Genomic DNA, 24542 nt, shown 5'->3' on the forward strand with positions numbered 1-24542 from the left:
ATGGTCCAGTAATTAAGGGCCAACCACCAAATCATTAATTTTATCTTGTTTTAAATTATGTTCATTTAATTTTCAATTTGAATAATGAAATAATTTAAACATTTGATTTTCTTCTATTGATTTAATTTGTTCATTATTTTCTTTCATTAAATCTAAATTAAAAGGTACACGTTTATTCATATATTCAATAAAATATTGATAAATATTATCTGGATTACAACTTCTTATTTTAATAGTTTTTTTAGCATTACCTAATGTAAAAGTAATTGCTTGAAATTCTGCTTGACTAAATTCATTTGCTTCTTCACATCATTCAATTGCTAAATCAAAACCTTTTATTTCACTTCTAGAAAGCCCTTTAAGTGGTATTCTATCATTACTATTACTATATACACCCATAACTCTAATAAATGATTTACTACCTTTAAAACGAAAATCTGCTTGTTTATTTGGATATTTTAAAGTAAAATCTTTATAATCAAAACCAATATTAATTAATGCTTCATCAATTTCTTTTGTTAATTCATTAATATCTTTATTTAATTTTCTAAAACAATATATAGCAATTGATTTATTAACTTTAATTGAAATAGCAATTAATATTGCTAATTCTTCTGCAATACTATATGTTTTACTTGAATAACGACTTCCACTTAAATTATATTCACTATGAGTAAAATCACTTTTATTTAATAATCAATAACTAATTTCATGTAAATAAGTAAATTCTTTATTCATAATATTATTCCTGTAATTCTTCTAATTTATATAAACAATTGTCAATTTTTTCATTATTATAGTTTAAAACCGCTATTAAATTATTGCTTATACATAATTTTAAGTCAGCATTTTTTTCTTGATAAAAAGTTTGTAAAACTGAAAAAGGAGTTTTTTCTTTTAAAATATAAAAATTTAAAAATTGAATAACTGAATTATTAATATCATGAGGAAGTCAAGTAAATGATAGTCTATACTCTTTATTAGGTTTAAAATCATAAGTAATAAATTGATTTTTACCGGAAATAATTCCTACTTCTTTTCATTGTGGAATATTTGGACTTGGTGTTGGAGTATTTGGTAATTCAATATTAATCTCATTATTTTTTAATTCATTTATTTTTAAAGTATGACTTGTAATTTTTATAGGTTGAATAATATCTACTTTAACTGTATTTTTTAATTCTTCTAATGAAAAAATATTTGCATATTTTTCATTTCCACCTTCTAAAATTAATTGTCATTTATTAATATCTAATAATTGTAAATATAAAATACCTTCTTCATTATTAATTAAACCTTTTGTAAGAAATATTTTAATTCCATGATTTCCACCTAAATAATTACCTGTTTTAAATTCTACTGTTATTCTTGTATTTACTTGATGAAATGGTGGAGATTCCCATGTAATAATTACTCTATAAAGAGTATTAAAAGCAAGATTAAAATCACCATATTTACGATTATTTATACTTTTACCTATTACTTTTCAATTTTCTTTAACTTGTTTTTTATTTATTTCATTAATAGCACCAACAATATTTTTATTATTAGTTTCTAATCTTCCATAAGTATTATTAAGCAATAATGAGATAGCAAGAGAACTATTTGAACTATCATTTATTCATAATTGGTCTCTATCATCTTTATATGTAAAATATCCTTTCATAAAAACAGATTTTTTATAATAATTAGTTAAATCTGGTATTTTATTATCAACATATTCTTTGTTAGTTGCATCAGTTTCAAAAGTAGGTGTTCCAACATCAATAATTCTTTTATTATTAGCAATAATACCTTTATCATCTTTTAATTTAACAAAATTAATATTATCTTTATCAACTTCTCATAATGAATTACCACTATTTCCACTAATAACTTTCTTTTCTTGACCTTCTTTACCATCAACTAATTTCATAGTATCATTACTAAAATATTTAGTAAATAATTCAATTGTTGTTAAATTATCAAATGATTTAATACCAGTAGTATCAATTCATAATTGAGTTCCAATTAAATGTTTAGGATTTTTAGGATATATTTTTACTCTTGTATCATTTGTTTTTAAATTTATTAATTCTAAATATCTTGTAAAAGGACTATCTTCACCATAATTACTATAAAAATTACTAAAAAAATCATTCCTTTTAGGTAAAACATCTAAATTAAAACCAGTAATATTTGGATATTCTTTAATTTTTCTTAAACAATTAAATACTTCTGGAACAATATAATAAGGTTCATTAGGATTATTTTCACTATAAGTCATACCACCTTGACTAATACTTGATTGACCACGAATATAATTACTATCTTTTGTTAATAAAAATCTAACATAATATGCAGTTGCAGTTTGTATTTCATCAGTAAATTCTGTTAATGTAGTTTCTGGTCATTTTTTTGAAATAGAATGTCCACTTAAATAATCAATATTATTATTTGCAACTGAAATAGCAAATCAAATTTCATTATCTGGTGTTGTAGTATCATCAAATTCTAATTTATTAAAACCTTTTTAATTTTTAAATTCTTCAATTGTTATAAACATTAATGGTTCTTTAATAGCCATAATAATTTACTCCTTAATGTAAAATAAAGGGTATTTAAACCCTTTAAATTCCAACTTTAGTTGCTTTTTTCTTATCTTTTTCTGATAATTCTTTACGTTTTGCTCTTTGACTAATAATAGTTTTTTTAAATACTTCTTCTTTTTCATTATCATTATTAAAACTATCAAGTAATTTAGCAACTGATGTAGTTTCTAATTGTAATTGAGAATTTATTTGTTTAATATTTTCAATAATAAATTGAATTTCTTTATCTCTTTTTAATTCTTTTGAAATTTTATTTTGTTTTGATTTTTTAATAAATTTTGATAAGAAAAGTAAAACAATAGTAACTATAATTCCAGTAGTTATTGCTCCACTTAAAACTGCTGTTATTAATTCTTTTGATAAATTCATTTTTTATTCCTCCAATTGTATTTTATTTGAATGTTGTTTACATAATTGACATTCTTTTTTATGTTTTCTAATTTCTTTATATTGATATATTAAAGACATATTCCGTAATTAAATTTTTTAAAAGTCAATTAATAATTTTAAAATTTATTTTATAATTTTGTTATTAACAATAAATTTAGAAAAGTGTTGATAAAAATGATTTTTGAAAATTTAAAAAAATTAAAAAATGAAGAATTTTACAGATATTTTGGTATAAAACGTTTTCATTTTAATGAAATGTTAGAAAAATTAATTGAAATAGAAAAATTAGAAAAAAATAAAGGTCGAAAAAATAAACTTTCAGTAGAAGAAAGATTAATGATGACTTTATTATACTGAAAAGAATATTATACTTTTTTTCAAATGAGTATTAAATCTAAAATGAGCCCATCAAGTTGTTTTCGAAATATTACTTGAGTAGAAAATAAACTTAGTAACCACAAAGATTACCAATTTTTAAAAGAAAGATATAAATTAAAAATTGATAAAAAACAAGAAAATTCAAATGAATTTCAATTTTATTTAATTGATTCAACTGAGATTGAAATTGAAAGACCAACTAAAAAAAACTACAGTTAGAATATTTTTCTGGTAAAAGTTGAATGTATTCTATAAAATTTCAAATTGTATATGATTTTTTTAATAAAAAAATTGTTGATATTTTTGCTGATAATGGTAAAGTGCATGATTTTCAAATATTAAAAAATTCAAATCTTGAATTTTCAGAAAAAACAATAATTATTGGTGATTTAGGATATCAAGGTATACAAAATATTTATAAAAATACAATAATACCAATTAAAAGAACTAAAAATAAAAAATTAACTAAACAAGAAAGAAAATACAATAAGATTGTATCTAAAATTAGAATTAAAGTTGAACATGTCTTTGCTTGATTGAAAAGATTCAAAATTTTAGTAAATAAATGTAGAAAATCTAAATTTAGACTTATGTACTTAAGATTTAACTTACTTTGTGAAATTTTTAATAAAATAAAACCATTAAAATAAAAAAAATATTAAAAATATTTTTTTAAAATTTAAATTTTTATCGAGTTAATATAAAAATATTATTAACAATTTTTTGTTTAAAATGTAAACTCATTTTTTAAACTATTTTTTCAAAAAATATTTATTTCTATATTCAATAACACTAAATAGTTTTAAAACAATTTTATTGACAATTAATTAAATTTAATTACGGAATATGTCCTATCATTTGTTTGAACTCTGTTTGTTCTGTTAAACATTTATAAACAGTATTATTAGCAAGTGCATAAATATTTCTATTTCTATCAGTTGTTAAAGACTTAATTTCATTTATTTTTCAATTATTATTTTCATTTTTAATCCTTGTTTTAATTTTATTATTTGTGTTATTGATAAATAAGGTATTTAAACTGTTTGTACTTGCTGTTGCTAAAATTGTTGTTGCAATTAGTGTTGATATCTTTTTCATATTTTAAAAACTCCTTTTTATTTTTTCCCAATAACTTCTTATTTTTAAGAAGTGAATATATTTTATTTTTTTTCAAATAAATTTCAAATAAAAATAGAGCAAAATTTAATTTAAACTAAAAATCGTAAAAAATTATATTTTATATTTAAAAAAATATTTTGAATGTTATAATAGTAGTAAATATGGATTAATTTGCATATATTATATAAAGCAGGGGTGGCATTGCCTGAGAAATACCCTATAACCTGATCTAGTTAGTACTAGCGGAGGGAGACTTTATTTTTTATATTTTAAAAAATGATAACTTCTTTTTTGTTATGTAAGATAAATTAAAGGAGTTATCATTTTATTATGTTTAAAGAACAACTATTAACAACTATCAATTATAATAAAGTTAAAAGCAAACTGGAGGTAGGAATGTTAATTAAAGCATCAGCCATTTTTAGTTTAATTACTCTTCTAACATTAACAGTTATTATTAGTATTTTACCTGCTAGTAGTATTAATCACTTTTTTAAAGTTACTACTATTACTGGTTGACAATTTTATAGCAGTAAAATTTATTTAATATTAATTCTTTGTTTATTATTAATTTCATCAATTTTATTATCTGTTATTACATGAACAGTTAAAATAGAAGATATTCATAAAAATATTGTTATTGTTACATTACTATCAATTTTTAGTATCAATCCCATTGCATTAATTTTTAATTTAATTAAACATTATCAATGACAAAAAGAAGAAACTTTTGCCATTTTAAAAACAAGATGATGAACTAATTTTAAATTTGCATTTGGTATTAAACGATGATTAGTTATTGATTATACAATTATTGGTTTATTTACTGGTGTAACTATTGCTTGTGCTTTTATTGAACAAAATTTATTACCAAAAATGCCATACGGCGGCGGTATTGCTATTAAATATATACCTTTAATGGTTATTAGTTATATTATTGGCTTTGCAGGTGGATGATTAACGGGTATGATTAGTGCTTTAATGTCATTATTATTTATTAGTGGTGGTTATGTTATTAGTGCTTGAAGTTATTTATTAGATTATTTTTTGCCAATGACAACACCCGCTATTATTTCATTATTACGTTTTAATTTAAAATCTGATAAATCAATTTTTACTTATATTAATTATTTTTTACATTGTTTTTTAGTTTGTTTAATTATTTATTTTTGACAAACAATAGCAGGATATTTTATTTGATCACAAATTACTAATGCTGATGGAAGTAAAAATATTTGATCAGGATTTAATCCTCTTTTTTACTCATTAGTTTACAATTTTATTCATATTTTTTTGTTTACTTATCCAATTATGCAATTAACAATACCTTTTATTTATCGTGGTTTAGTTAGTCACTATGTAGAAAGATATCGTTAGAATAGTAATTCCAATTACTATTTCTTTTTTTAAATAGCGTTATAATATTAATTGATAGAAAGGGTGATTATAATGAAAAATGATGAAATAATCAAAGAAGATATTATTATTATGGATGGTAATATTAAATTAATGAATAAAGCATTAAATGAGAAAAAGGTTGTATTAGCAGCAATTGAATTAGGAAAACATGCTCAACATACAATTGATATTGGTTGATCTGAACATTTTCAAGCATATGCTAAATTAAAAAGTACAACTACTACTGGTACTTGTTTTTGTAAAAAACCAGCAACTCATTTAGTTTATTTTTGACGATAATAAGATAATATAATTTTTAAATAATTTAATTAACTACTAGATGAGAATTAAAAATAAATTCTTTATCTAATTGATTTTGATATTCTGGATTTGTTATTAATCTTTGTTTTAGTTTTGGTTTATAATAAGTAAAATAAATAATAGTAGCAATTATAATAAATACTCAAAACATTAAAAACTTAATTGTAATTGCAATTAATATGATTCCTCTGTTGCTTACTAAATCATGAATCATATTATAATTAAAAATAATGAATTGACTAATTAAAAATAATAAACAGATAATAAACATAATTCATTCGATAACTTTTATTTTTATTTTTTTATAATAACCCATAACACAAGTTGCTGTTATAACAAAAAGATAAACAAAGATTGTTATATTAGTTGTAAATCCCAACATTTGGTTGTAATTAAAACTAATTCCAATTAAATCTGGAATTATTAGCATAATAATACAAACTATAATTGTAATTATAAAATTAATAGTATTACCATACATTGCAATATTTTCTTTATTTAATTTAGCTATTTTTTCACTAATGTATCCTTCTTTCGCTAATGGTTGTAGCATAGCTCCAGAATATAGCGCTACTTGTATTACACCATTCAATTTAATTGATAAAGTACAAATAACTAGTAAAATGATACCTGTTGTACCAGCAATCCCAGCAATAACATTATTTGGATTATAATTATTATCACCATTTGCTCATCCGTTATTACCATTAGGTCCCTGTGAACTGATGGCACCAATAATTAAAATTGTAATAATTAAATAAAAAATAGTTGTCAAAAATAAGACAATAATTGTTCCCCTACCTAAATTTTATTAGGATTTTTAACATTTTTTCCAATAACAGTAAAGGTCTCAAAACCAAGGAAAAAGTAGAAAAAATTGCTAAAAGCATTATTAAAAATATTAATTGTAAAATGAAGATGTTTAGTACCAACAAATGCTTGTTGATAAACTATAGTGCCATTTTTGATTACCAGAATAATGGCACAAATAATCAAAAAACAAGTTGACAGTCATTTAATGATTCCTGAAATATTAACAAATCAACGAAAACCTCTTAATCCAAAATAGATACAACTTGTAACCAAACAATAAACTATAATTCCTAAACTATCAATAAATAAATTAGATCATCTATCAGGTAATCAAGAAAAAAATGATAATTGGTTTAAGTTAATTCTAAACATTGAAATAATACCACCAATAACAGTAGATGGTAAAATGATATATTGCATAAAGCCGATTATTCATCCTCAAAAACGACCAAAAGTTGCCCTAACATAAATATATGCTCCAACCATTATTACCAGCATAAACTTTACTACATTTTAAAAAGCACATGCACTAATACTAGCCATTATAGCACCTAAAATCATAATTCAGATTAGATGTAATCCAACTCCGCCATTATTTCAATAATATATTCCTATAAAAGACATAGGAAAAGCTATTGTGCAAGTATAATTAAATCCAAAGTCACACCAGTTCTCCTAAGCCTATTTTTTTTGCTGCTTTGTTTTTTGTTTTAAAGACTTATTTAAAACTTTTTGTGTGTTCATAGAATCCTCCTTTGAATTTATTTAATATTAACGATAATTATATAGTATATTTTATTTGAAATACAATAAAAACTATTTCATTTTTGTAGAAAATAAATATTAGTAAATAGTTTAATAACATTGATTGATAATTAACAAAATATTTAAAATATAATTTAATCAATAAGTAAACATTGCAACTTGTTAAATGATTATGATATTATGGTTTTATGATTACTTTACCTGAACATATTAAAGGAGAAAAACATGAGTTATAATCACCAACAAATAGAAAAAAAATGACAGCAGTATTGATTAAAAAATGAAACTTTTAAAACAAACATTGATGATAATAAAAAACCAAAATCATATATTCTTGATATGTTCCCTTATCCTTCAGGATCAGGTTTACATGTTGGCCATCCTAAAGGTTATTGTGCTACTGATGTTATTTCACGGGTTAAAATAATGAATGGTTTTAATGTTTTGCATCCAATTGGTTGAGATGCTTTTGGTTTACCAGCTGAACAATATGCCTTAAATACAGGTAATAATCCAGAGACATTTACTAAACAAAACATTAATAATTTTCGTAAACAATTACAAAGTATTGGTCTAAGTTTTGATTATAATAAAGAAGTTAATACTACAGATCCTCAATATTATAAGTGAACACAATGAATTTTCATTAAACTTTATGAACAAGGGTTAGCTGAAATTAAAGATGTTGAAGTTAATTTTTGTGAACAGTTAGGAACTGTTTTAGCTAATGAAGAAATAATTAACATTAATGGTCATATGGTTTCTGAACGTGGTAATTTCCCAGTTATTAAAAAACCAATGCGTCAGTGGGTTTTAAAAATTACTAAGTATGCTGAAAAATTATTAAAAGGATTAGATGATTTAGACTGACCAAATAGTGTTAAGGAATTACAACATAATTGAATTGGTAAAAGTGTTGGAACACTAGTTGATTTTATAGTTGAAAATAATAAATGTAAGGTTTCTATTTTTACTTCAAGGGTTGATACTATTTTTGGTGTTTCATTTTTAGTACTTGCCCCTGAACATCCATTAATTCATGATTTAACAACTAGTGAATATTCGCAAGCAGTTACTCAATACTGTTTAGATGCTAAAACTAAAACAGATTTAATGCGTCAAGGAGATGATACTTTAAAATCTGGTGTTTTTACTGGAAGTTATGCTATTCATCCTTTTACTAAAAATAAATTACCAATTTGAGTTGGTGATTATGTTTTAAATCATTATGGGACAGGAGCAATTATGGGTGTTCCTGCACATGATAGTCGTGATTTTATTTTTGCTAAAAATAAAAAGTTACCAATCAATTTTATTATGAAAACTAATAATAAAAATGAACCATTTTTGGGTACTAGTGAATATATTAACTCTGATTTTATTAATGGTAAGGATTTAGAAACAGCTACTAATTTAATTGTTAAAAAATTACTAACTTTAAAACAAGGAAAAGTACATACTGCATATAAGTTACGAGATTGACTTTTTTCTCGTCAACGTTATTGAGGTGAACCTTTTCCGATAATTTATTGAGAAGATGGTACAATATCAACAGTAGATGAACAACAATTACCAGTATTATTACCAAAAATGACTAATATTAAGCCATCTAATTCGGGGAATGCACCTTTAACTAATGCACCAAATTCCTGATTACATGTAACTAGAAAAGATGGTGTAAAAGGAAAAAGAGAAATTAATACAATGCCACAATGAGCAGGTAGTTGTTGATATTATTTAGCATATATTTTAAAAAATGATGATGGTACTTATTGTGATTTTAATAGTGCTATTGCGCAAAAACGTTTTAACTATTGATTACCGGTTGATTTATATATTGGTGGTCAAGAACATGCTGTTTTACATTTATTGTATGCTCGTTTCTGACATTTAGTGCTATATGATTTAAAGTTAGTTAATGTTAAAGAACCATTTTTAAAATTGGTAAATCAGGGTATGATTCTTGGTGAAAATAATGAAAAAATGTCTAAATCACGCGGTAATGTTGTTAATCCAGATGATGTTATTAATGAATATGGTGCTGATACTTTGCGAATATATGAAATGTTTATGGGGCCATTAACAGCATCTTTACCGTGATTAAATAGTGGTTTAGTTGGTTGTTATAAGTTTTTAATGCGTATTTATCGTCTTGTTAATAAAGATGAGTATAAAATAAAAATTACTACTAAGAATGATAAATCATTAGATACAATTTATCATCAAACTGTAAAAAAAGTAACTAATGATATTAATGATTTAAATTTTAATACTGCTATTGCACAACTTATGATTTTTATCAATGCTTGTTATAAAGCACCAACTATTTATCAACAATATTTAGTTAATTTTTTAAAATTATTAAATCCATTTGCTCCACATATTGCTGAAGAATTATGATTTCAATTTGGTAATAAAGAAAGTATTAATAAAAGTCAGTTTCCAAGTTATGATGAAAAATTTTTGATTACTAGTGAAGTTACTATTGCTATTCAGATTAATGGTAAAACAAAAATAACTTTAGTAGTAAAAGAAAATTTAAATAATCAAGAACTTTTAAAAGCAGTTAATAATGAAGAAAAAGTAAAACATTGATTGCAAGATAAAACAATTATTAAGACAATTTGTATACCAAATAAGATTGTTAATTTTGTTGTTAAGTAAAGGAGGAATAATGAAAGTTGCTATTATTTTTGCAGCAGGAATTGGCAGTAGATTACAACCTGTCTCAAATAATGTTCATAAATCGTTAATTAAATTTAAAGGTTTAACTTTAATTGAACATATAATTAATCATTTAATTGAAATACATGATTTAAAAAAAATTATTGTCATTACTGGTCATTTAAAAGATGAATTTAATTTTCTTACTCATAAATATTCAAAATTAATCTTAATAAATAATCAACATTTCCTTGATTATAATAGTGGTTATGCTTTGACATTAGTATCATCATATTTTAATGGTCAAGATGATATTTTTATTATTTCTGGTGATATGATTAGTACAAAAAATATTTTTTTAAATAATTTTTCAACTAATATGATGGTCGCTATTAAGCGTGATCATGATAATATAAAAGAAGATTGAAGTTATAAATTAAACAAGAATGGTAATATTATTGATATTATTAAAAGTAAAAAAAAGGATAGTTTCTTGGCGGGAGAATGAAGTTATATTACTAAAAAATGAGCAAAAGTTCTTGGTGAAGATTTAATAAATCCACAACAAGAACTTGTATTGCAAACAACAATGGTTGGTAAATATTTAATTAGTAATAGTATTAAACATAATTTTGAATTAAAACCTTATGTTTTATCATTTGATTGTCATTGGGATGTTGATAATATTATTGATTTAGAACGAACTAATAAATATTTTAAATAATTTAAGTAGTTAATTTTTTTCCAGAAGTTGTTGTTGAAACTACTGGAATTTCTTCACGATTACAACTATGTGCAACATTTTGGAATGGATTAGTAGTATTATTACCATTTAATTTTAGTGCTTCTGCTGTTGTTTCTGCTACTGATTCATTTTCTGGATCTAGTGCATCTACTTCTTTAAAACTAACTTGTCCATTACTATTTGTAGAAACATTATTTTTTTGATTAACATTATCTTTATTTTTAATAATATTAACTGATTGATTTAGTTTAGGCTTTTTAGTTCGATTATTAAATAGTGAAACTAAAAGTTTTTTTAATCATATGTATGGAAAAAAAGAAATATAAGCGACATCTTTTGCAAATTTTACAATTCAATTTCTACTACCACCACCAGAAGAAGTTGCTTTTTCTTTTTTATTTTTTTCACCTTGTAATTTATCAAAAATTTCTTTACTTGGTTGTTGCTGTTGTTGCTGTTGTTGTGCTGACATAATTTTCACATCCTTTTTTATTTAAAAATAATTAGGTTCCACTTATCTAATAAAAAAGAATAAGTCGAACTTAATGGTCTTTAATAATTTAGTTTATTATGATGTTAGTATAACATATTTTCAATTTTTAAGCACAATAATTAAAAAAATAACATCCTTACTTTTGAGTTAATAAATCATAATTTTATTTAAAAATATTTATTTTATCTTTTAATTTTTATGAAAAATTTTATACTAGACATATTCCGTAATTAAATTTTTTAAAAGTCAATTAATAATTTTAAAATTTATTTTATAATTTTGTTATTAACAATAAATTTAGAAAAGTGTTGATAAAAATGATTTTTGAAAATTTAAAAAAATTAAAAAATGAAGAATTTTACAGATATTTTGGTATAAAACGTTTTCATTTTAATGAAATGTTAGAAAAATTAATTGAAATAGAAAAATTAGAAAAAAATAAAGGTCGAAAAAATAAACTTTCAGTAGAAGAAAGATTAATGATGACTTTATTATACTGAAAAGAATATTATACTTTTTTTCAAATGAGTATTAAATCTAAAATGAGCCCATCAAGTTGTTTTCGAAATATTACTTGAGTAGAAAATAAACTTAGTAACCACAAAGATTACCAATTTTTAAAAGAAAGATATAAATTAAAAATTGATAAAAAACAAGAAAATTCAAATGAATTTCAATTTTATTTAATTGATTCAACTGAGATTGAAATTGAAAGACCAACTAAAAAAAACTACAGTTAGAATATTTTTCTGGTAAAAGTTGAATGTATTCTATAAAATTTCAAATTGTATATGATTTTTTTTAATAAAAAAATTGTTGATATTTTTGCTGATAATGGTAAAGTGTATGATTTTCAAATATTAAAAAATTCAAATCTTGAATTTTCAGAAAAAACAATAATTATTGGTGATTTAGGATATCAAGGTATACAAAATATTTATAAAAATACAATAATACCAATTAAAAGAACTAAAAATAAAAAATTAACTAAACAAGAAAGAAAATACAATAAGATTGTATCTAAAATTAGAATTAAAGTTGAACATGTCTTTGCTTGATTGAAAAGATTCAAAATTTTAGTAAATAAATGTAGAAAATCTAAATTTAGACTTATGTACTTAAGATTTAACTTACTTTGTGAAATTTTTAATAAAATAAAATCATTAAAATAAAAAAAATATTAAAAATATTTTTTTAAAATTTAAATTTTTATCGAGTTAATATAAAAATATTATTAACAATTTTTTGTTTAAAATGTAAACTCATTTTTTAAACTATTTTTTCAAAAAATATTTATTTCTATATTCAATAACACTAAATAGTTTTAAAACAATTTTATTGACAATTAATTAAATTTAATTACGGAATATGTCCAATGTATTTTGGATATTTTTAAAAATAAATATTTAAAAGAAAGGGAGAAAAAATATTATGAATGAAAAAGAAAAAGCAGCAAAATTATTACATGATGCAGAACAAGAAAGTAGAAAACTTGATTTATTACTTGCAAAAGCTAAGAAACAAGAAGAGACATTAAAAAAAATTGAAGAAGAAAAACAAATAAACAAACATAAATCAAGAAATCCGAAAATTTAAATTTCATTATTTAATTTTAGATAAAAACTCATGTAATAAAATTGTAATTTTATATAGTTTTAATACAATTTTAAATTTATTATTTTTTTTATTTTAAAAATAAATATATTGAAATTAAAGGTTATTCAGAAAAATTAAATAACATTTATAAATTCAAAAAATATCCATAAATTAAAATAATTAAAAGCTTAGTTACTATGTTAATATACTTACTGACAATAGATATTTTTCATAAATTAAATAAATATTAATTTAAATAAAATATTGTAAATTATATAATATTTGATAAAATGTAAATATTAAACATATAAGTTTTTTACCCATTGCTTTATTTTAAAGTAAATGGGTTTTTTAATTAAAAGGAGATACCAAAATGGCTTTACCAATAAAAACAATTCTTGCAGAACAATTCAAAACTGCAGAAAGTGAGTTCACTAATAAATTCAAGAAAAATAATGAAAATTGACATAATGGTGAAACGTTTATGTTTGAAAATCAATCAGGTGAAGATAATGAACTAAAATATCTTCAATTTGAAACTTCTATAGTAGAGGGAGGTAAAGAGTATTTTGTTTATGATGAAATAATAGAAATTAATAATAAACCAGTTTTATTATTAGAAATTCATGATGATGAAAAAAAGAAATTTGACAACAATTAATTTATCTTGAAGCAGATCAAGTAATTAAACAAATTAGACATTTAAGTTATGAACAATTTTCTAATGAAGTAAAAAATGATGAAAGTTTTATTAGATTAGAAGAAAATAAGGATACAACTATTATTAGAATACCATTTTTTGATTTCATTAATAACCTTAATGAGAAACAAAAAGAAGAACAAGTAGATATAAAAAATAAAAAGGTAAGAAAAGTTTTATGACAAGTATTAAAAATAACAATGTTTGTAATTGCTTGGGCTGGTATTGGTATTTTAAGTAGTTTAGTTGTTACTCCATTAGTTACTCCATTATTAGCTCCTGTTGTAGCCATTTTTTATGGGCAGTCAATATGTGCTTTAATTTCTGGAGTTATTGTTGGTGGACTTGTTACAGGATGAGAAAAGTATAAAGAAAAAGTAAAAAAATTCTTTTTTCCTAATTGAAAATCAAAAAATGAAATAAATCTAGAAAATAAACTACAAGAACAAAGATTATTATTAAAAAGAGAACAACAAGAAGAATTATTTTTAAGCTTACCTCCAGAAGCAAAACAACAAAGAATTTTGAATAGTTTTCAACAAATTTGAAATAATAATAAAAATAAAAATTTTATGGATATGCAAAATGAATTAAGTCAAAGATTTGAAGAAAATAAAAGAGAATTAAAACAGCAAAATTTGGAAAATATTTATAAAAGAAAAGATGAATTACAAGAACAAGTAGAAGCAGCAAAAAAAGATTTAAGTGCAGAGCAAAATGGAGCAATACAAAATAAATTAGAAATGATTACTTTTGTGGCAAGTGTAATTGAAAAAGAAAATCAAAAACCTCAACCTGATGAACACGATTTAAGAATTTTTGAGAAAGAAGTTGTTGCTTTTACCAATGAAATAGAAGAAATTTTGAAAAATAATAAAAAAAGTGATAATCTTGTGAGAGAAGATGTTAGAGAAAAGTCACCAAGTAGAAAGATGAGACAAATATCTTTATAATCTAAAAAGGAGATAAAGTTATGAATAAAGAAGAAAAAGAAAAAGTAGAAAAAGAACTTAATAAATCAGCTAAACGAAGAGTTGCAAATATGGAAAAAAGATTAACACGCGAAGATATAGAAAAAGCTAATAAAGAAAAAGTAGAAAAAGAAAAATCTGAAAAACAAAATAAGACTTCAAAAAGTCGTAGTTGATTTTCAAAATAAATAGTTTTTTAAAAAGTCTACTGATAAATAAAAAAAAGTTAGGTAATACTTATTTTAAAAATATTACCTAACTTTTTTTATGTTAAAGTTTTAATAAATTTTAGAACTTCATCATAGTTTGGTTCTAATGTTACTTCTTTAACAATTTGTAAATATATAACTTTGTTATTTTTATCAACAATGATAATAGTACGTGCTAATAATTGGATTTCATCAATTAATAAATTAGTAGTATTACTAAAATTATTTTCATTATTACGATAATCACTTCAAATATGAAAATTATTATTCATTTTTAGTTTTTCACAAAAGCGACTTTGAGCAAATGGTAAATCTTTGGAAATAGTAATTATAACTAAATCTTTTAATTTAGTAGCCTCTTTATTAAAGTGTATAGTTTGTAAAGCACAAGTTTTAGTATCAATGCTTGGTACACTAGAAATAATTTTAAATTTATTAGTGAATTGTTCTAAATTCATATTATCCATTGTTTTATTAACTGCAGAAAATGATAAAGTATCTCCAACTTTGATTATTTCATTTTTAATATGAACGGGTTTACCTTTAATTGTTAATTGCAACATAATATTTTTTTCCCTTTTTATCAAATGTATTTATAATATTATTATAACTAAATTTATTAAAGATAATCTATTAAGGAGTAACAAAGTGTTAAAAATTTTAAATAAATTTAAAATTGCTATTCAAGAATTTAAAATGGTTTTTAAAGCAGTGGGGACTAAACACATTTATAAAAATAAAAGAACAATTATTAAAAGTATTGCACTATGTTTTATTCCATTTTTATATGCTTTTATTGCTTTATGAGCTTTTTTTAATCCATTGGGAAATATTAATCGTTTACCAATTGCTTTAGTTAATAACGATAGTTCTGCAGTAGGAATTAATCGTGTTATTAATCGACATAATTTAAATTTGGATAATGAAAATCCTAATAGTAGTGGTGCTTATGAATTTAAAATTAATGATTTACAAATTAACAATGAGAAAAAAACATTTACTGTTTATTATTATGATGATTGAAAAAGTTATTATCAACATCAAAATGACAAAACTTTTTTAACTGAAATTATTATTGATAGTTGTTTTACTAAGGATTTTAATGATTTTTTTAAACAAGCTTTTAAAGTAGTTATTGATAATATTAAAACTCCAGAAAGAATTTGGAATCTTATTAATCAAATTACTATTAGACCAAAAATTAGTTTACAAGCTTCATATAAAGTTAGTCCGATTTTAGGTGAAATTAATGATTTTGCTTTAAATGCATTAAAAGATAATATTTTTAGTAAGTTTTTACCTGTTGTTATTAGTAATCAAGTATTTGATTATTGAGATAAAGATGCTTCTGATTTAGGTTATCAGCATTTACAACCAATTTTAAAAGAAATTTATGGTATTCTTTCAATTGCTGTTCTTGGTTTAGGTCCTCATGCTGAACAATTTAATGATAATATTGATAGTGTAACAAGAAACGAAGAGATTAAACATATTAAAGTTTTAGAACATGATTATTGAATGAATCATACTTTATTGTCACCTATTAACTTTATTAATTTTAATATTAATATTGAAGGTCAAGATAAATCTCCTTATGGATTTGGTTTGGGTCCATATTTCATGTGTATTGGAATGTGAGTAGGTACTTTATTATTAACTTTTACTTTTATTAGAAATAAAGATATTCCAAAAACTAAATTTTGATCAAACTATTTAGCTAAATCAGCATGAATGATTATTTTTGGTTTAATTCAGTCAACAATTTTAGTAACTTCATTATTACTATTATTTAATAATATTGATTTATGACAACGATTTTGACAAATGTTTTTATACATGTGATTAATAGCAATTATTTTTGATTTGGTTGTTCAATCAATTGCTCACATGTTTCGTAATCATGATTTGGGTAGATTTTTAATTGTTATTCTTTTAATACTACAACTTTCTTCATCAAGTGGTACTTTTCCTGTTGAATTAGAACCCAAGTTTTTTCAAGTAATGTATAATTTTTTACCATTTAGTTATGCAATAAAAGGATTAAGAGAAATTCTTATTAATCCTAATCCAATGACTATTTTATGAAGTATTGGTTGTTTATTAATATTTATTATTATTTTAGTACCATTATCGTTGTTACTTAATTGATGACATGATCATAAAGATGCAAAAAATGAAGTTGGAAATAAAAAAAATTAGTTGTTAATGATTCTTCATCATTAAAAAATAAAACTACTAATGATGAGAACTAAACATTATATTTTTAGGTGTCCTTTTTATTAATACTTTCTAATAAAAATAGAGTATTTAAAAGAATATTGTATATTATTTTTTTCAATTATAAACTTAAATTAATATCTACAAAAGATATATCTTTTGTAGATATTAATTTATAAAATAAAAAACATAAATATTTAAAAAAAAATAATAAAAAAGTAAAAGAGGAAAAAAACTTATGCATTTTAAATAATTATTAACAATGTTTACTATAACATTTTTTGCTAGTTCAGGGACTATGCTTTCAATTAATACTCATGTTTCTAATAACAAATTAATTAAAAATTGTTTGGTTAATAACCATGAAACATTTTCAAAATTGGAAGGAACTAGTGGTGTAATTCAATCAATAACTAGTGATCAAAAAGGCAATGTTTATGCTGCTAATGATGAAGGTATTATTTATTATATTAGTGAAAATAATAAAGATATTAAACCAATATTTAAAAGTGAAGGTATTATTCAAGCAATAGCAACTTCTAATAATGGTAATGTTTATGTAGCTATAAAAGAAACAAAAAATGAAACAAAAATTTATAGAAAAAATAATGATAGTAATAATTTTAAACTACTTGAAAAATTTGATTTTAACTTATTATCAATGATAGTCTATACTTCTAATGATGGTGAAGAATATCTTTATATGGGTACAAATAATGATGTTAAAGCATATTATCAATCATTTGGACAAGAATGATTGCAAACTATTCCTGGAACTAAAGTAAAAATTTCTGCAATAATTAAAGATAATAACAATGATAAATGTATTTACGCTGCTGCTACTGATGGTCAAATTTATAAAACTATTGGTGGTGATCAAAAATTTAAGGAACTTCTTACTACTGGTAGTAAAATTACTGATTTAACATTTGATAATTTAGGTAATGTTTATGCTACTGAGATGTCAGGGCAAGTTTGAAAAAAAGATAATAATAAGAATTTTTTTTAGATTTCAATTACATCCATTATCAAATTGTTTAACATCTATTGTCATTAATAATGATAACTGTGGACATATTCCGTAATTAAATTTAATTAATTGTCAATAAAATTGTTTTAAAACTATTTAGTGTTATTGAATATAGAAATAAATATTTTTTGAAAAAATAGTTTAAAAAATGAGTTTACATTTTAAACAAAAAATTGTTAATAATATTTTTATATTAACTCGATAAAAATTTAAATTTTAAAAAAATATTTTTAATATTTTTTTTATTTTAATGGTTTTATTTTATTAAAAATTTCACAAAGTAAGTTAAATCTTAAGTACATAAGTCTAAATTTAGATTTTCTACATTTATTTACTAAAATTTTGAATCTTTTCAATCAAGCAAAGACATGTTCAACTTTAATTCTAATTTTAGATACAATCTTATTGTATTTTCTTTCTTGTTTAGTTAATTTTTTATTTTTAGTTCTTTTAATTGGTATTATTGTATTTTTATAAATATTTTGTATACCTTGATATCCTAAATCACCAATAATTATTGTTTTTTCTGAAAATACAAGATTTGAATTTTTTAATATTTGAAAATCATGCACTTTGCCATTATCAGCAAAAATATCAACAATTTTTTTATTAAAAAAATCATATACAATTTGAAATTTTATAGAATACATTCAACTTTTACCAGAAAAATATTCTAACTGTAGTTTTTTTTAGTTGGTCTTTCAATTTCAATCTCAGTTGAATCAATTAAATAAAATTGAAATTCATTTGAATTTTCTTGTTTTTTATCAATTTTTAATTTATATCTTTCTTTTAAAAATTGGTAATCTTTGTGGTTACTAAGTTTATTTTCTACTCAAGTAATATTTCGAAAACAACTTGATGGGCTCATTTTAGATTTAATACTCATTTGAAAAAAAAGTATAATATTCTTTTCAGTATAATAAAGTCATCATTAATCTTTCTTCTACTGAAAGTTTATTTTTTCGACCTTTATTTTTTTCTAATTTTTCTATTTCAATTAATTTTTCTAACATTTCATTAAAATGAAAACGTTTTATACCAAAATATCTGTAAAATTCTTCATTTTTTAATTTTTTTAAATTTTCAAAAATCATTTTTATCAATACTTTTCTAAATTTATTGTTAATAACAAAATTATAAAATAAATTTTAAAATTATTAATTGACTTTTAAAAAATTTAATTACGGAATATGTCTTGTATATATGTTGGTGATAATACTGGTAATCTTTGAAAAAGTTATGGATCATCAATCTTTGATAAACTTCAATTTAAAGTTAATATTAGTATTAAAAAATTAATATTCAATGGTGCAACTAAAAAAATGTATATTGGAAGTAGTAATGGTGTTTATTTTTCAGATTAAGTAAATTAGATATTTTTATTATTACTATTATTTTTGCAAAAAAATAAAAGAAATAAGTTATAGATGAAGAAAAATTATTAATTAAAAAAGAATACTAATATTAATGTTAGTATTCTTTTTTAATTAATATATAGTTTTCTAGTATTTTATTTATTAATAATATATTCATCATTTCTATATTATTTTAGAAAAAGTAATAAATAAAGTTTAATATAATTTTTGCTAAAAGTTTTTAAAAAAGAATAACTTTAATATATAGACATATTCCGTAATTAAATTTTTTAAAAGTCAATTAATAAGAGGGAGTAAATTATTCGGTTGGTGATACCTTATTCTAATAAATATTTATCTATTAAAATAAAATTCCTAAGAAAAAGATAAATTTATCTTTTTTAATTAATTTAACTATAACATAAAAGTAATAATTTACAATATAAAAAATAATAATTCGCAAATTATTTAATAAATTTATTTTAAATTATTGATTTTTACTTTAAATTTTAAACAAAACCTTGTGCTTGGTGAGCAACATTTTTATTTATTAAAAATTGCTGATTAGGCTTATCTTCATTTTTAAAATAATAATTATATTCTTTTTCATTTTTTTTGTTTAATTTATTAAGATAAAAATCAATTAAATTAACACCATTTTCTTTTACCATTTTTATTGCAATCATATTTTTAAAAACTTTTTCACTATATGATTTAGCACCATATCCTTTTAATCATTTTACATTATGCGAAATTTGTGGTTCAGTACAAGACCCCATATATCAATCCTCTTTATAAACTTTAATACCCTTAGAATTATTTTTGATATATTTAATGAAATCTTTGATTTTATCTTTTTTATCTTTTAAGAATGGATATTCTTTAATATTTTTTCTTGTAATTAATTTTTTTAAATATTTTATTGCTTCATCAGGATCGCCATTTTTAAATAATTTATTCATATCTCAATAAATTTGTTTTCTTATTTTTTCATTATCGATTAAATTTTTAGTAAGTTTTCTTCTTCGATAAGGAAATATTGTTTTTAATTCTTTCATTAAATGAAATTGATCTAAAATAAAAATTGCACCAATTTCATTAGCAAATTTTTGGATTCATTTTGCTCCATCACCTGCTAGTGTTAACTTACAATTTTTAATATTAAAATTTTGATTTAAAAAATATAAAAATTCTTTTTTATATTTTTTAATAAGATAGTATTTATTTTTTACTGATTTCATAACAATAAAAATTTTTTTATTTTTTAGAACATTTTTACTTTTAGTGCTTTTTATTTCATCATACCCAGTATGAAAATATGCTGTTCTAAACATATTTTTTTCTATTTTTTTATATTTTGTTAAATTACTAAAAGAATCGTCAACTCCAGCATACAAATATGGTGTTTGGACAATTATTTTTTCAGTCTTTGTTTTTAATTGTTCTTTAAATAATTTAGCAAAATCAATTTCCTTATTAATGTTTGTGATTGTCATCTTAGATATATTTAATTTTGGGTACATATCCATAATATCTCTTTGTCTTTTAGCACTATCCATTAATTTTCAAAGTTCTATTTTAACACTCAAAATAATTGTTTGATTATTTTTTAAACCAATTTTTTTATTTAATAAAGTTGTTGTTTTGAATTTATTATCTTTTTTATCACAATAACCAAATCTGGAAGCTTTAATTATAATATCACCAAAAGGAGTTTTTATCATTTTATTCCTTTTTCCTCACAAAATATAACCATTTTTACCATTACGATTTTGCTCTCTTAATTCTTGATCAATTTTTTCATATTTTTCTTTTAATTTTTGTTTTCCTATGAAATTAACATCAATATTTACTTCTTCAACAAAGTTTATATCTTTAAAACTATTAAAAACATTTAACATATACTTATATTCCTTTTTAATCATTAAATGATAGTACAATTTTATAATGATTCAAAATGAATGTCAGCAATAATCTAATTTAATTTTGTAGAAAATAATTGATGGTATTAATACTTTTACCATTATCAAAATATAAACACTTACAAAAACCAAAAAATTATGTAAAAGTTTTATTTTTATATAAAAATCAGATAAAAACCATAAATTAAATAAACATATTATTTAAGTAATATTGTTTTTGTTTTTCTAATAAACTTAATTGTTCTTTAATTAATTCAATTTTTCTATCAATAATAGTAAAAAAATGAGCTACTTTTGTTTGTTCATTAATATTTGGAAATAAAACATTAATTTCACTTACATATGAAATATAATACCTTTTATGATCACTAGAAAATAATTTTAGATTTTTTAATAAATTAAAAACATAAAATAAATTAATATTATTAGTTTTAGATTTTAAAATTTTAATTGCGGATGATTTAACCATAAATTTAAAATTAACATATTTCATATCCATTGTAAAATCATCAAAGATTATAACTGGTATATTTTCATAGATATTTTTTTCATTTGCATAACCTAATATAAATGATTTATTAGCTGTTAATACTGGTATTTTCCCCTGATTTTCGATTTTATCTTTAACTATAAATTTTGTAGGTTGCTGATAATTTAATATTTCTTTTATTTTTTTACTTTTTCATTCATTATTAAATCCTTTAAATCTAATTTTTGGATAACTTTTTTTATTTGCAAACATATTATTTAAGTAATATTGTTTTTGTTTTTCTAATAAGTTTAATTGTTCTTTGATTAATTCAATTTTCCTATCAATAATAGTAAAAAAGTCTGCAATCTTAGTTTGTTCATTTTTTAATTTTGAATTATAAAAATTAATATTTCCCATAATATTATTCATTAACTTTGGATTACCATTTTTATTTACATGTTTTTTTGCTTCTAAACTAATTGCAATAGCAAATGAATAATTATTATAATGATCTTTTTTACCAATTAAAACTCCGCAAACATTAGATGCATAAAAGTTTTCACTCACAAATCTAATAGTACCAGCATTAGCACCATCGGTTGTTCAAATAATTTTATTTTTTTCAAAAAGATAAATATTAGTTCAACCCATTATTCCATTATTTGATGTTTGAGATGAATATACAGGAAAAAAATTAGTTTCTTTATTTTTAAAAAGTATTTCTTTACTTATAACACATCCTCTTTTTAATTTATAAATTTCATTAATTTTATATTTTTTTCATTCATCATTAAATCCTTTAAATCTAATTTTTGGCATCAGAGATTTATTCATTATTAATCACCAAATCTTTTAACATTAAATTAAATTCTTCATCTAATTTTTGAATTTCTTTTTCATTATTAATTAATTTATCTTGTAATTCTTTAATATTAATAATTTCTTTTTCTTCTGTATTATCAATATAACGAGCAATATTTAAGTTATAATCATTTTCTTTAATTATTTCTATATCAACTAAATTAGAAAATTTATCAATAGTTTTTCTTTTATTAAAAATATTAATAATTTTAATAATATTTTCATCGGTTAAAGTATTTTTATTTCCTTGCTTTTGAAATTCTTTCGAAGCATCAATAAACAAAATTGAATTATCAATTTTACATTTTTTCATCACAATAATACAAGTGGGAATTGATGTACCATAAAACATATTAACTGGTAAACTAATAATAGTATCAATTCAATTTTTTTCAATCATATATTTTCTAATAATTAATTCAGCATTACCCCTAAACAAAATTCCATGAGGAATAACAACAGCCATTACGCCATTATCAGATAATTTATAAATCATATTTTGAATAAAAGCAAAATCAGCTTTTGTTTTTGGTGCTAATTTTCCATAAGCACTAAATCTCTCATCACTTAAAAATTTTTGATTTGCCGATCAATGAGAACTATATGGCGGATTTGCAACAATTATTTCAAATTCTTGTCCTTTAAAACCATCATCTTCTAATGTGTCACCATTATAAATATTAAATTTATTATACTTTAAACCATGCAACATCATATTCATTCTTGCAATATTATATGAATTGGTTTTTAATTCTTGACCATATAAATGACCAATTTTTAATTCTTTATATACTCTTAATAATAATGAACCTGAACCACATGTTGGATCATAAACAGTTTTAATTTCCGTTTTTCCTTGACTAACTAATTTAGCTAATAATTTAGAAACAGGTTGTGGTGTATAAAATTCACCTGCTGCTTTTACTGATTCAGAAGCAAATTTACTAATTAAATATTCATAGGCATCACCTAAAATATCAATTTCTGATTCATTAATTTCAAAATTAATTTCATTAATTTTTAATATTACTTTAGCAATTATTTTACTTTTTTCTGCTTCTGTTTTTCCCAATTTACTAGAATCTAAATCAACAGAATCAAATAAATTTTCAAATTCTTTTTCTGATGAATAACCAATTGTTGATTCAATTAATTTTTCAAACGCTTTTCTTAATAAGAAAATATCAAATTTTCCAATATTAATTTTATTAATTATTTCTTGTCATAAATATTCCGGTTCAATATAATATCCAGCACTATCATTATCATATAAAACTTCTAAAAAATCATTACGATATTTTTCGTCAGTTAAAGCAGTTTGATAATCAATCCCTTCTATTTTTAAATCTTTTTCTATTATAGATTGTACATTATCTGATAAATAACGATAAAATATTAATCCTAATATATATTCTTTATATTCGGATGGTTCCATTGTCCCTCGTAGAGTATTAGAAATATCTCATAATTTAGAAAATAATTGTTGTTGTTGTACATTTTGTTTTTCATGTGTTGTCATAATATTTTTT

29 protein-coding genes and 1 riboswitch are annotated in these 24542 nt (G+C 21.4%); of the genes, 15 read left to right on the plus strand and 14 right to left on the minus strand.

The window, feature by feature from the left end:
* Positions 1-12: 12 nt before the first annotated feature.
* The 3 genes from AAHM89_RS06120 to AAHM89_RS06130 form a co-directional block, all read right to left on the minus strand.
* On the minus strand, positions 13-738 hold the full coding sequence (locus tag AAHM89_RS06120) for a hypothetical protein (protein WP_342267251.1): 726 nt from the start codon (positions 736-738) through the stop codon (positions 13-15).
* A 4-nt stretch (positions 739-742) separates the two neighbouring features.
* Complete coding sequence (locus AAHM89_RS06125) at positions 743-2266, minus strand: hypothetical protein (protein ID WP_342267252.1); 1524 nt, start codon at positions 2264-2266, stop codon at positions 743-745.
* Between the two features lie 343 nt (positions 2267-2609).
* The gene (locus AAHM89_RS06130; RefSeq protein WP_342267253.1) at positions 2610-2960 is read right to left on the minus strand and encodes a hypothetical protein; all 351 of its coding nucleotides are present in this window, start codon (positions 2958-2960) and stop codon (positions 2610-2612) included.
* A gap of 195 nt (positions 2961-3155) precedes the next feature.
* On the opposite strand from AAHM89_RS06130, the gene AAHM89_RS06135 reads away from it, so the two are divergent.
* Together AAHM89_RS06135 and AAHM89_RS06140 are read left to right on the plus strand one after the other, a co-directional pair.
* Positions 3156-3578 carry a transposase family protein gene (locus tag AAHM89_RS06135; RefSeq protein WP_339045912.1) on the plus strand — a complete coding sequence of 141 codons (423 nt, stop codon included), beginning with the start codon at positions 3156-3158 and terminating at the stop codon, positions 3576-3578.
* Positions 3579-3601: 23 nt separating this feature from the next.
* The gene (locus AAHM89_RS06140) at positions 3602-4009 is read left to right on the plus strand and encodes a transposase family protein (protein WP_339045908.1); all 408 of its coding nucleotides are present in this window, start codon (positions 3602-3604) and stop codon (positions 4007-4009) included.
* A gap of 187 nt (positions 4010-4196) precedes the next feature.
* Here AAHM89_RS06140 and AAHM89_RS06145 read toward each other — a convergent pair whose 3' ends face one another.
* Positions 4197-4457, minus strand: a complete 261-nt coding sequence (locus tag AAHM89_RS06145) for a hypothetical protein (protein ID WP_342267254.1) — start codon at positions 4455-4457, stop codon at positions 4197-4199.
* Between the two features lie 202 nt (positions 4458-4659).
* Positions 4660-4747, plus strand: a riboswitch (TPP riboswitch).
* Between the two features lie 61 nt (positions 4748-4808).
* Between AAHM89_RS06145 and AAHM89_RS06150 the strand changes: the two genes are divergently transcribed.
* Entirely contained in the window at positions 4809-5855 is a 1047-nt protein-coding gene (locus AAHM89_RS06150; protein ID WP_338979393.1) for an energy-coupled thiamine transporter ThiT, read from the plus strand.
* 72 nt (positions 5856-5927) lie between these two features.
* On the plus strand, positions 5928-6176 hold the full coding sequence (locus AAHM89_RS06155; RefSeq protein ID WP_338957041.1) for a hypothetical protein: 249 nt from the start codon (positions 5928-5930) through the stop codon (positions 6174-6176).
* Between the two features lie 25 nt (positions 6177-6201).
* Here AAHM89_RS06155 and AAHM89_RS06160 read toward each other — a convergent pair whose 3' ends face one another.
* Entirely contained in the window at positions 6202-6972 is a 771-nt protein-coding gene (locus tag AAHM89_RS06160) for an amino acid permease (protein ID WP_342267255.1), read from the minus strand.
* 26 nt (positions 6973-6998) lie between these two features.
* Entirely contained in the window at positions 6999-7496 is a 498-nt protein-coding gene (locus tag AAHM89_RS06165; RefSeq protein WP_342267256.1) for an amino acid permease, read from the minus strand.
* Positions 7497-8000: 504 nt separating this feature from the next.
* Between AAHM89_RS06165 and leuS the strand changes: the two genes are divergently transcribed.
* Together leuS and AAHM89_RS06175 are read left to right on the plus strand one after the other, a co-directional pair.
* A complete protein-coding gene (leuS, locus tag AAHM89_RS06170) occupies positions 8001-10439 on the plus strand; it encodes a leucine--tRNA ligase (RefSeq protein WP_342267257.1) in 2439 nt (812 codons plus the stop codon).
* A 10-nt stretch (positions 10440-10449) separates the two neighbouring features.
* Entirely contained in the window at positions 10450-11163 is a 714-nt protein-coding gene (locus AAHM89_RS06175) for a sugar phosphate nucleotidyltransferase (protein WP_342267258.1), read from the plus strand.
* 1 nt (position 11164) lies between these two features.
* On the opposite strand, the gene AAHM89_RS06180 is transcribed toward AAHM89_RS06175, so the two are convergent.
* A complete protein-coding gene (locus tag AAHM89_RS06180) occupies positions 11165-11656 on the minus strand; it encodes a hypothetical protein (RefSeq protein WP_342267259.1) in 492 nt (163 codons plus the stop codon).
* Between the two features lie 338 nt (positions 11657-11994).
* On the opposite strand from AAHM89_RS06180, the gene AAHM89_RS06185 reads away from it, so the two are divergent.
* From AAHM89_RS06185 to AAHM89_RS06210, 6 genes are all read left to right on the plus strand, one after another.
* Positions 11995-12417, plus strand: coding sequence for a transposase family protein (locus tag AAHM89_RS06185; protein ID WP_339045912.1), 423 nt, complete (start codon positions 11995-11997; stop codon positions 12415-12417).
* Positions 12418-12468: 51 nt separating this feature from the next.
* The gene (locus tag AAHM89_RS06190; RefSeq protein WP_342267260.1) at positions 12469-12849 is read left to right on the plus strand and encodes a transposase family protein; all 381 of its coding nucleotides are present in this window, start codon (positions 12469-12471) and stop codon (positions 12847-12849) included.
* Between the two features lie 259 nt (positions 12850-13108).
* Positions 13109-13273: a hypothetical protein gene (locus tag AAHM89_RS06195; protein WP_339048557.1), complete on the plus strand. Its 165-nt coding sequence runs from the start codon at positions 13109-13111 to the stop codon at positions 13271-13273.
* A gap of 373 nt (positions 13274-13646) precedes the next feature.
* Positions 13647-13934: a hypothetical protein gene (locus AAHM89_RS06200; protein ID WP_342267261.1), complete on the plus strand. Its 288-nt coding sequence runs from the start codon at positions 13647-13649 to the stop codon at positions 13932-13934.
* A gap of 239 nt (positions 13935-14173) precedes the next feature.
* Positions 14174-14926, plus strand: a complete 753-nt coding sequence (locus AAHM89_RS06205; RefSeq protein ID WP_342267262.1) for a hypothetical protein — start codon at positions 14174-14176, stop codon at positions 14924-14926.
* Between the two features lie 20 nt (positions 14927-14946).
* Entirely contained in the window at positions 14947-15132 is a 186-nt protein-coding gene (locus AAHM89_RS06210) for a hypothetical protein (protein WP_342258168.1), read from the plus strand.
* A 77-nt stretch (positions 15133-15209) separates the two neighbouring features.
* On the opposite strand, the gene tpx is transcribed toward AAHM89_RS06210, so the two are convergent.
* Entirely contained in the window at positions 15210-15716 is a 507-nt protein-coding gene (gene tpx / locus AAHM89_RS06215) for a thiol peroxidase (protein WP_252320221.1), read from the minus strand.
* A gap of 85 nt (positions 15717-15801) precedes the next feature.
* Between tpx and AAHM89_RS06220 the strand changes: the two genes are divergently transcribed.
* Together AAHM89_RS06220 and AAHM89_RS06225 are read left to right on the plus strand one after the other, a co-directional pair.
* Positions 15802-17352, plus strand: coding sequence for a YhgE/Pip family protein (locus tag AAHM89_RS06220; RefSeq protein WP_342267263.1), 1551 nt, complete (start codon positions 15802-15804; stop codon positions 17350-17352).
* Between the two features lie 280 nt (positions 17353-17632).
* Positions 17633-18379 carry a hypothetical protein gene (locus tag AAHM89_RS06225; protein WP_342267264.1) on the plus strand — a complete coding sequence of 249 codons (747 nt, stop codon included), beginning with the start codon at positions 17633-17635 and terminating at the stop codon, positions 18377-18379.
* A 263-nt stretch (positions 18380-18642) separates the two neighbouring features.
* Here the strand turns inward: AAHM89_RS06225 and AAHM89_RS06230 are convergent, their stop codons facing one another.
* The 3 genes from AAHM89_RS06230 to AAHM89_RS06240 are packed head-to-tail and all read right to left on the minus strand — an operon-like array spanning position 18643 to position 19497.
* On the minus strand, positions 18643-19050 hold the full coding sequence (locus AAHM89_RS06230) for a transposase family protein (protein ID WP_342267265.1): 408 nt from the start codon (positions 19048-19050) through the stop codon (positions 18643-18645).
* Positions 19051-19073: 23 nt separating this feature from the next.
* On the minus strand, positions 19074-19289 hold the full coding sequence (locus AAHM89_RS06235; RefSeq protein ID WP_339047170.1) for a hypothetical protein: 216 nt from the start codon (positions 19287-19289) through the stop codon (positions 19074-19076).
* Positions 19279-19497 carry a hypothetical protein gene (locus AAHM89_RS06240; RefSeq protein WP_339046964.1) on the minus strand — a complete coding sequence of 73 codons (219 nt, stop codon included), beginning with the start codon at positions 19495-19497 and terminating at the stop codon, positions 19279-19281. Before AAHM89_RS06240 ends, AAHM89_RS06235 begins: the two co-directional genes overlap by 11 nt.
* Positions 19498-19593: 96 nt before the next feature.
* Between AAHM89_RS06240 and AAHM89_RS06245 the strand changes: the two genes are divergently transcribed.
* Entirely contained in the window at positions 19594-19767 is a 174-nt protein-coding gene (locus AAHM89_RS06245; protein WP_342267266.1) for a hypothetical protein, read from the plus strand.
* Positions 19768-20267: 500 nt separating this feature from the next.
* Here AAHM89_RS06245 and AAHM89_RS06250 read toward each other — a convergent pair whose 3' ends face one another.
* The 3 genes from AAHM89_RS06250 to AAHM89_RS06260 form a co-directional block, all read right to left on the minus strand.
* Positions 20268-21659 carry an Mbov_0401 family ICE element transposase-like protein gene (locus AAHM89_RS06250; protein WP_342267267.1) on the minus strand — a complete coding sequence of 464 codons (1392 nt, stop codon included), beginning with the start codon at positions 21657-21659 and terminating at the stop codon, positions 20268-20270.
* Positions 21660-21864: 205 nt separating this feature from the next.
* The gene (locus tag AAHM89_RS06255) at positions 21865-22986 is read right to left on the minus strand and encodes a restriction endonuclease subunit S (protein WP_342267268.1); all 1122 of its coding nucleotides are present in this window, start codon (positions 22984-22986) and stop codon (positions 21865-21867) included.
* Positions 22979-24532 (minus strand): type I restriction-modification system subunit M, encoded by a 1554-nt coding sequence (locus AAHM89_RS06260; protein WP_342267269.1) that lies wholly within the window; start codon positions 24530-24532, stop codon positions 22979-22981. Before AAHM89_RS06260 ends, AAHM89_RS06255 begins: the two co-directional genes overlap by 8 nt.
* Between the last annotated feature and the right edge of the window lie 10 nt (positions 24533-24542).

Origin of the sequence: Spiroplasma endosymbiont of Villa modesta (genome assembly GCF_964030925.1) — a bacterium.
Classification (GTDB): Bacteria; Bacillota_I; Bacilli_A; order Mycoplasmatales; family VBWQ01; genus Spiroplasma_E.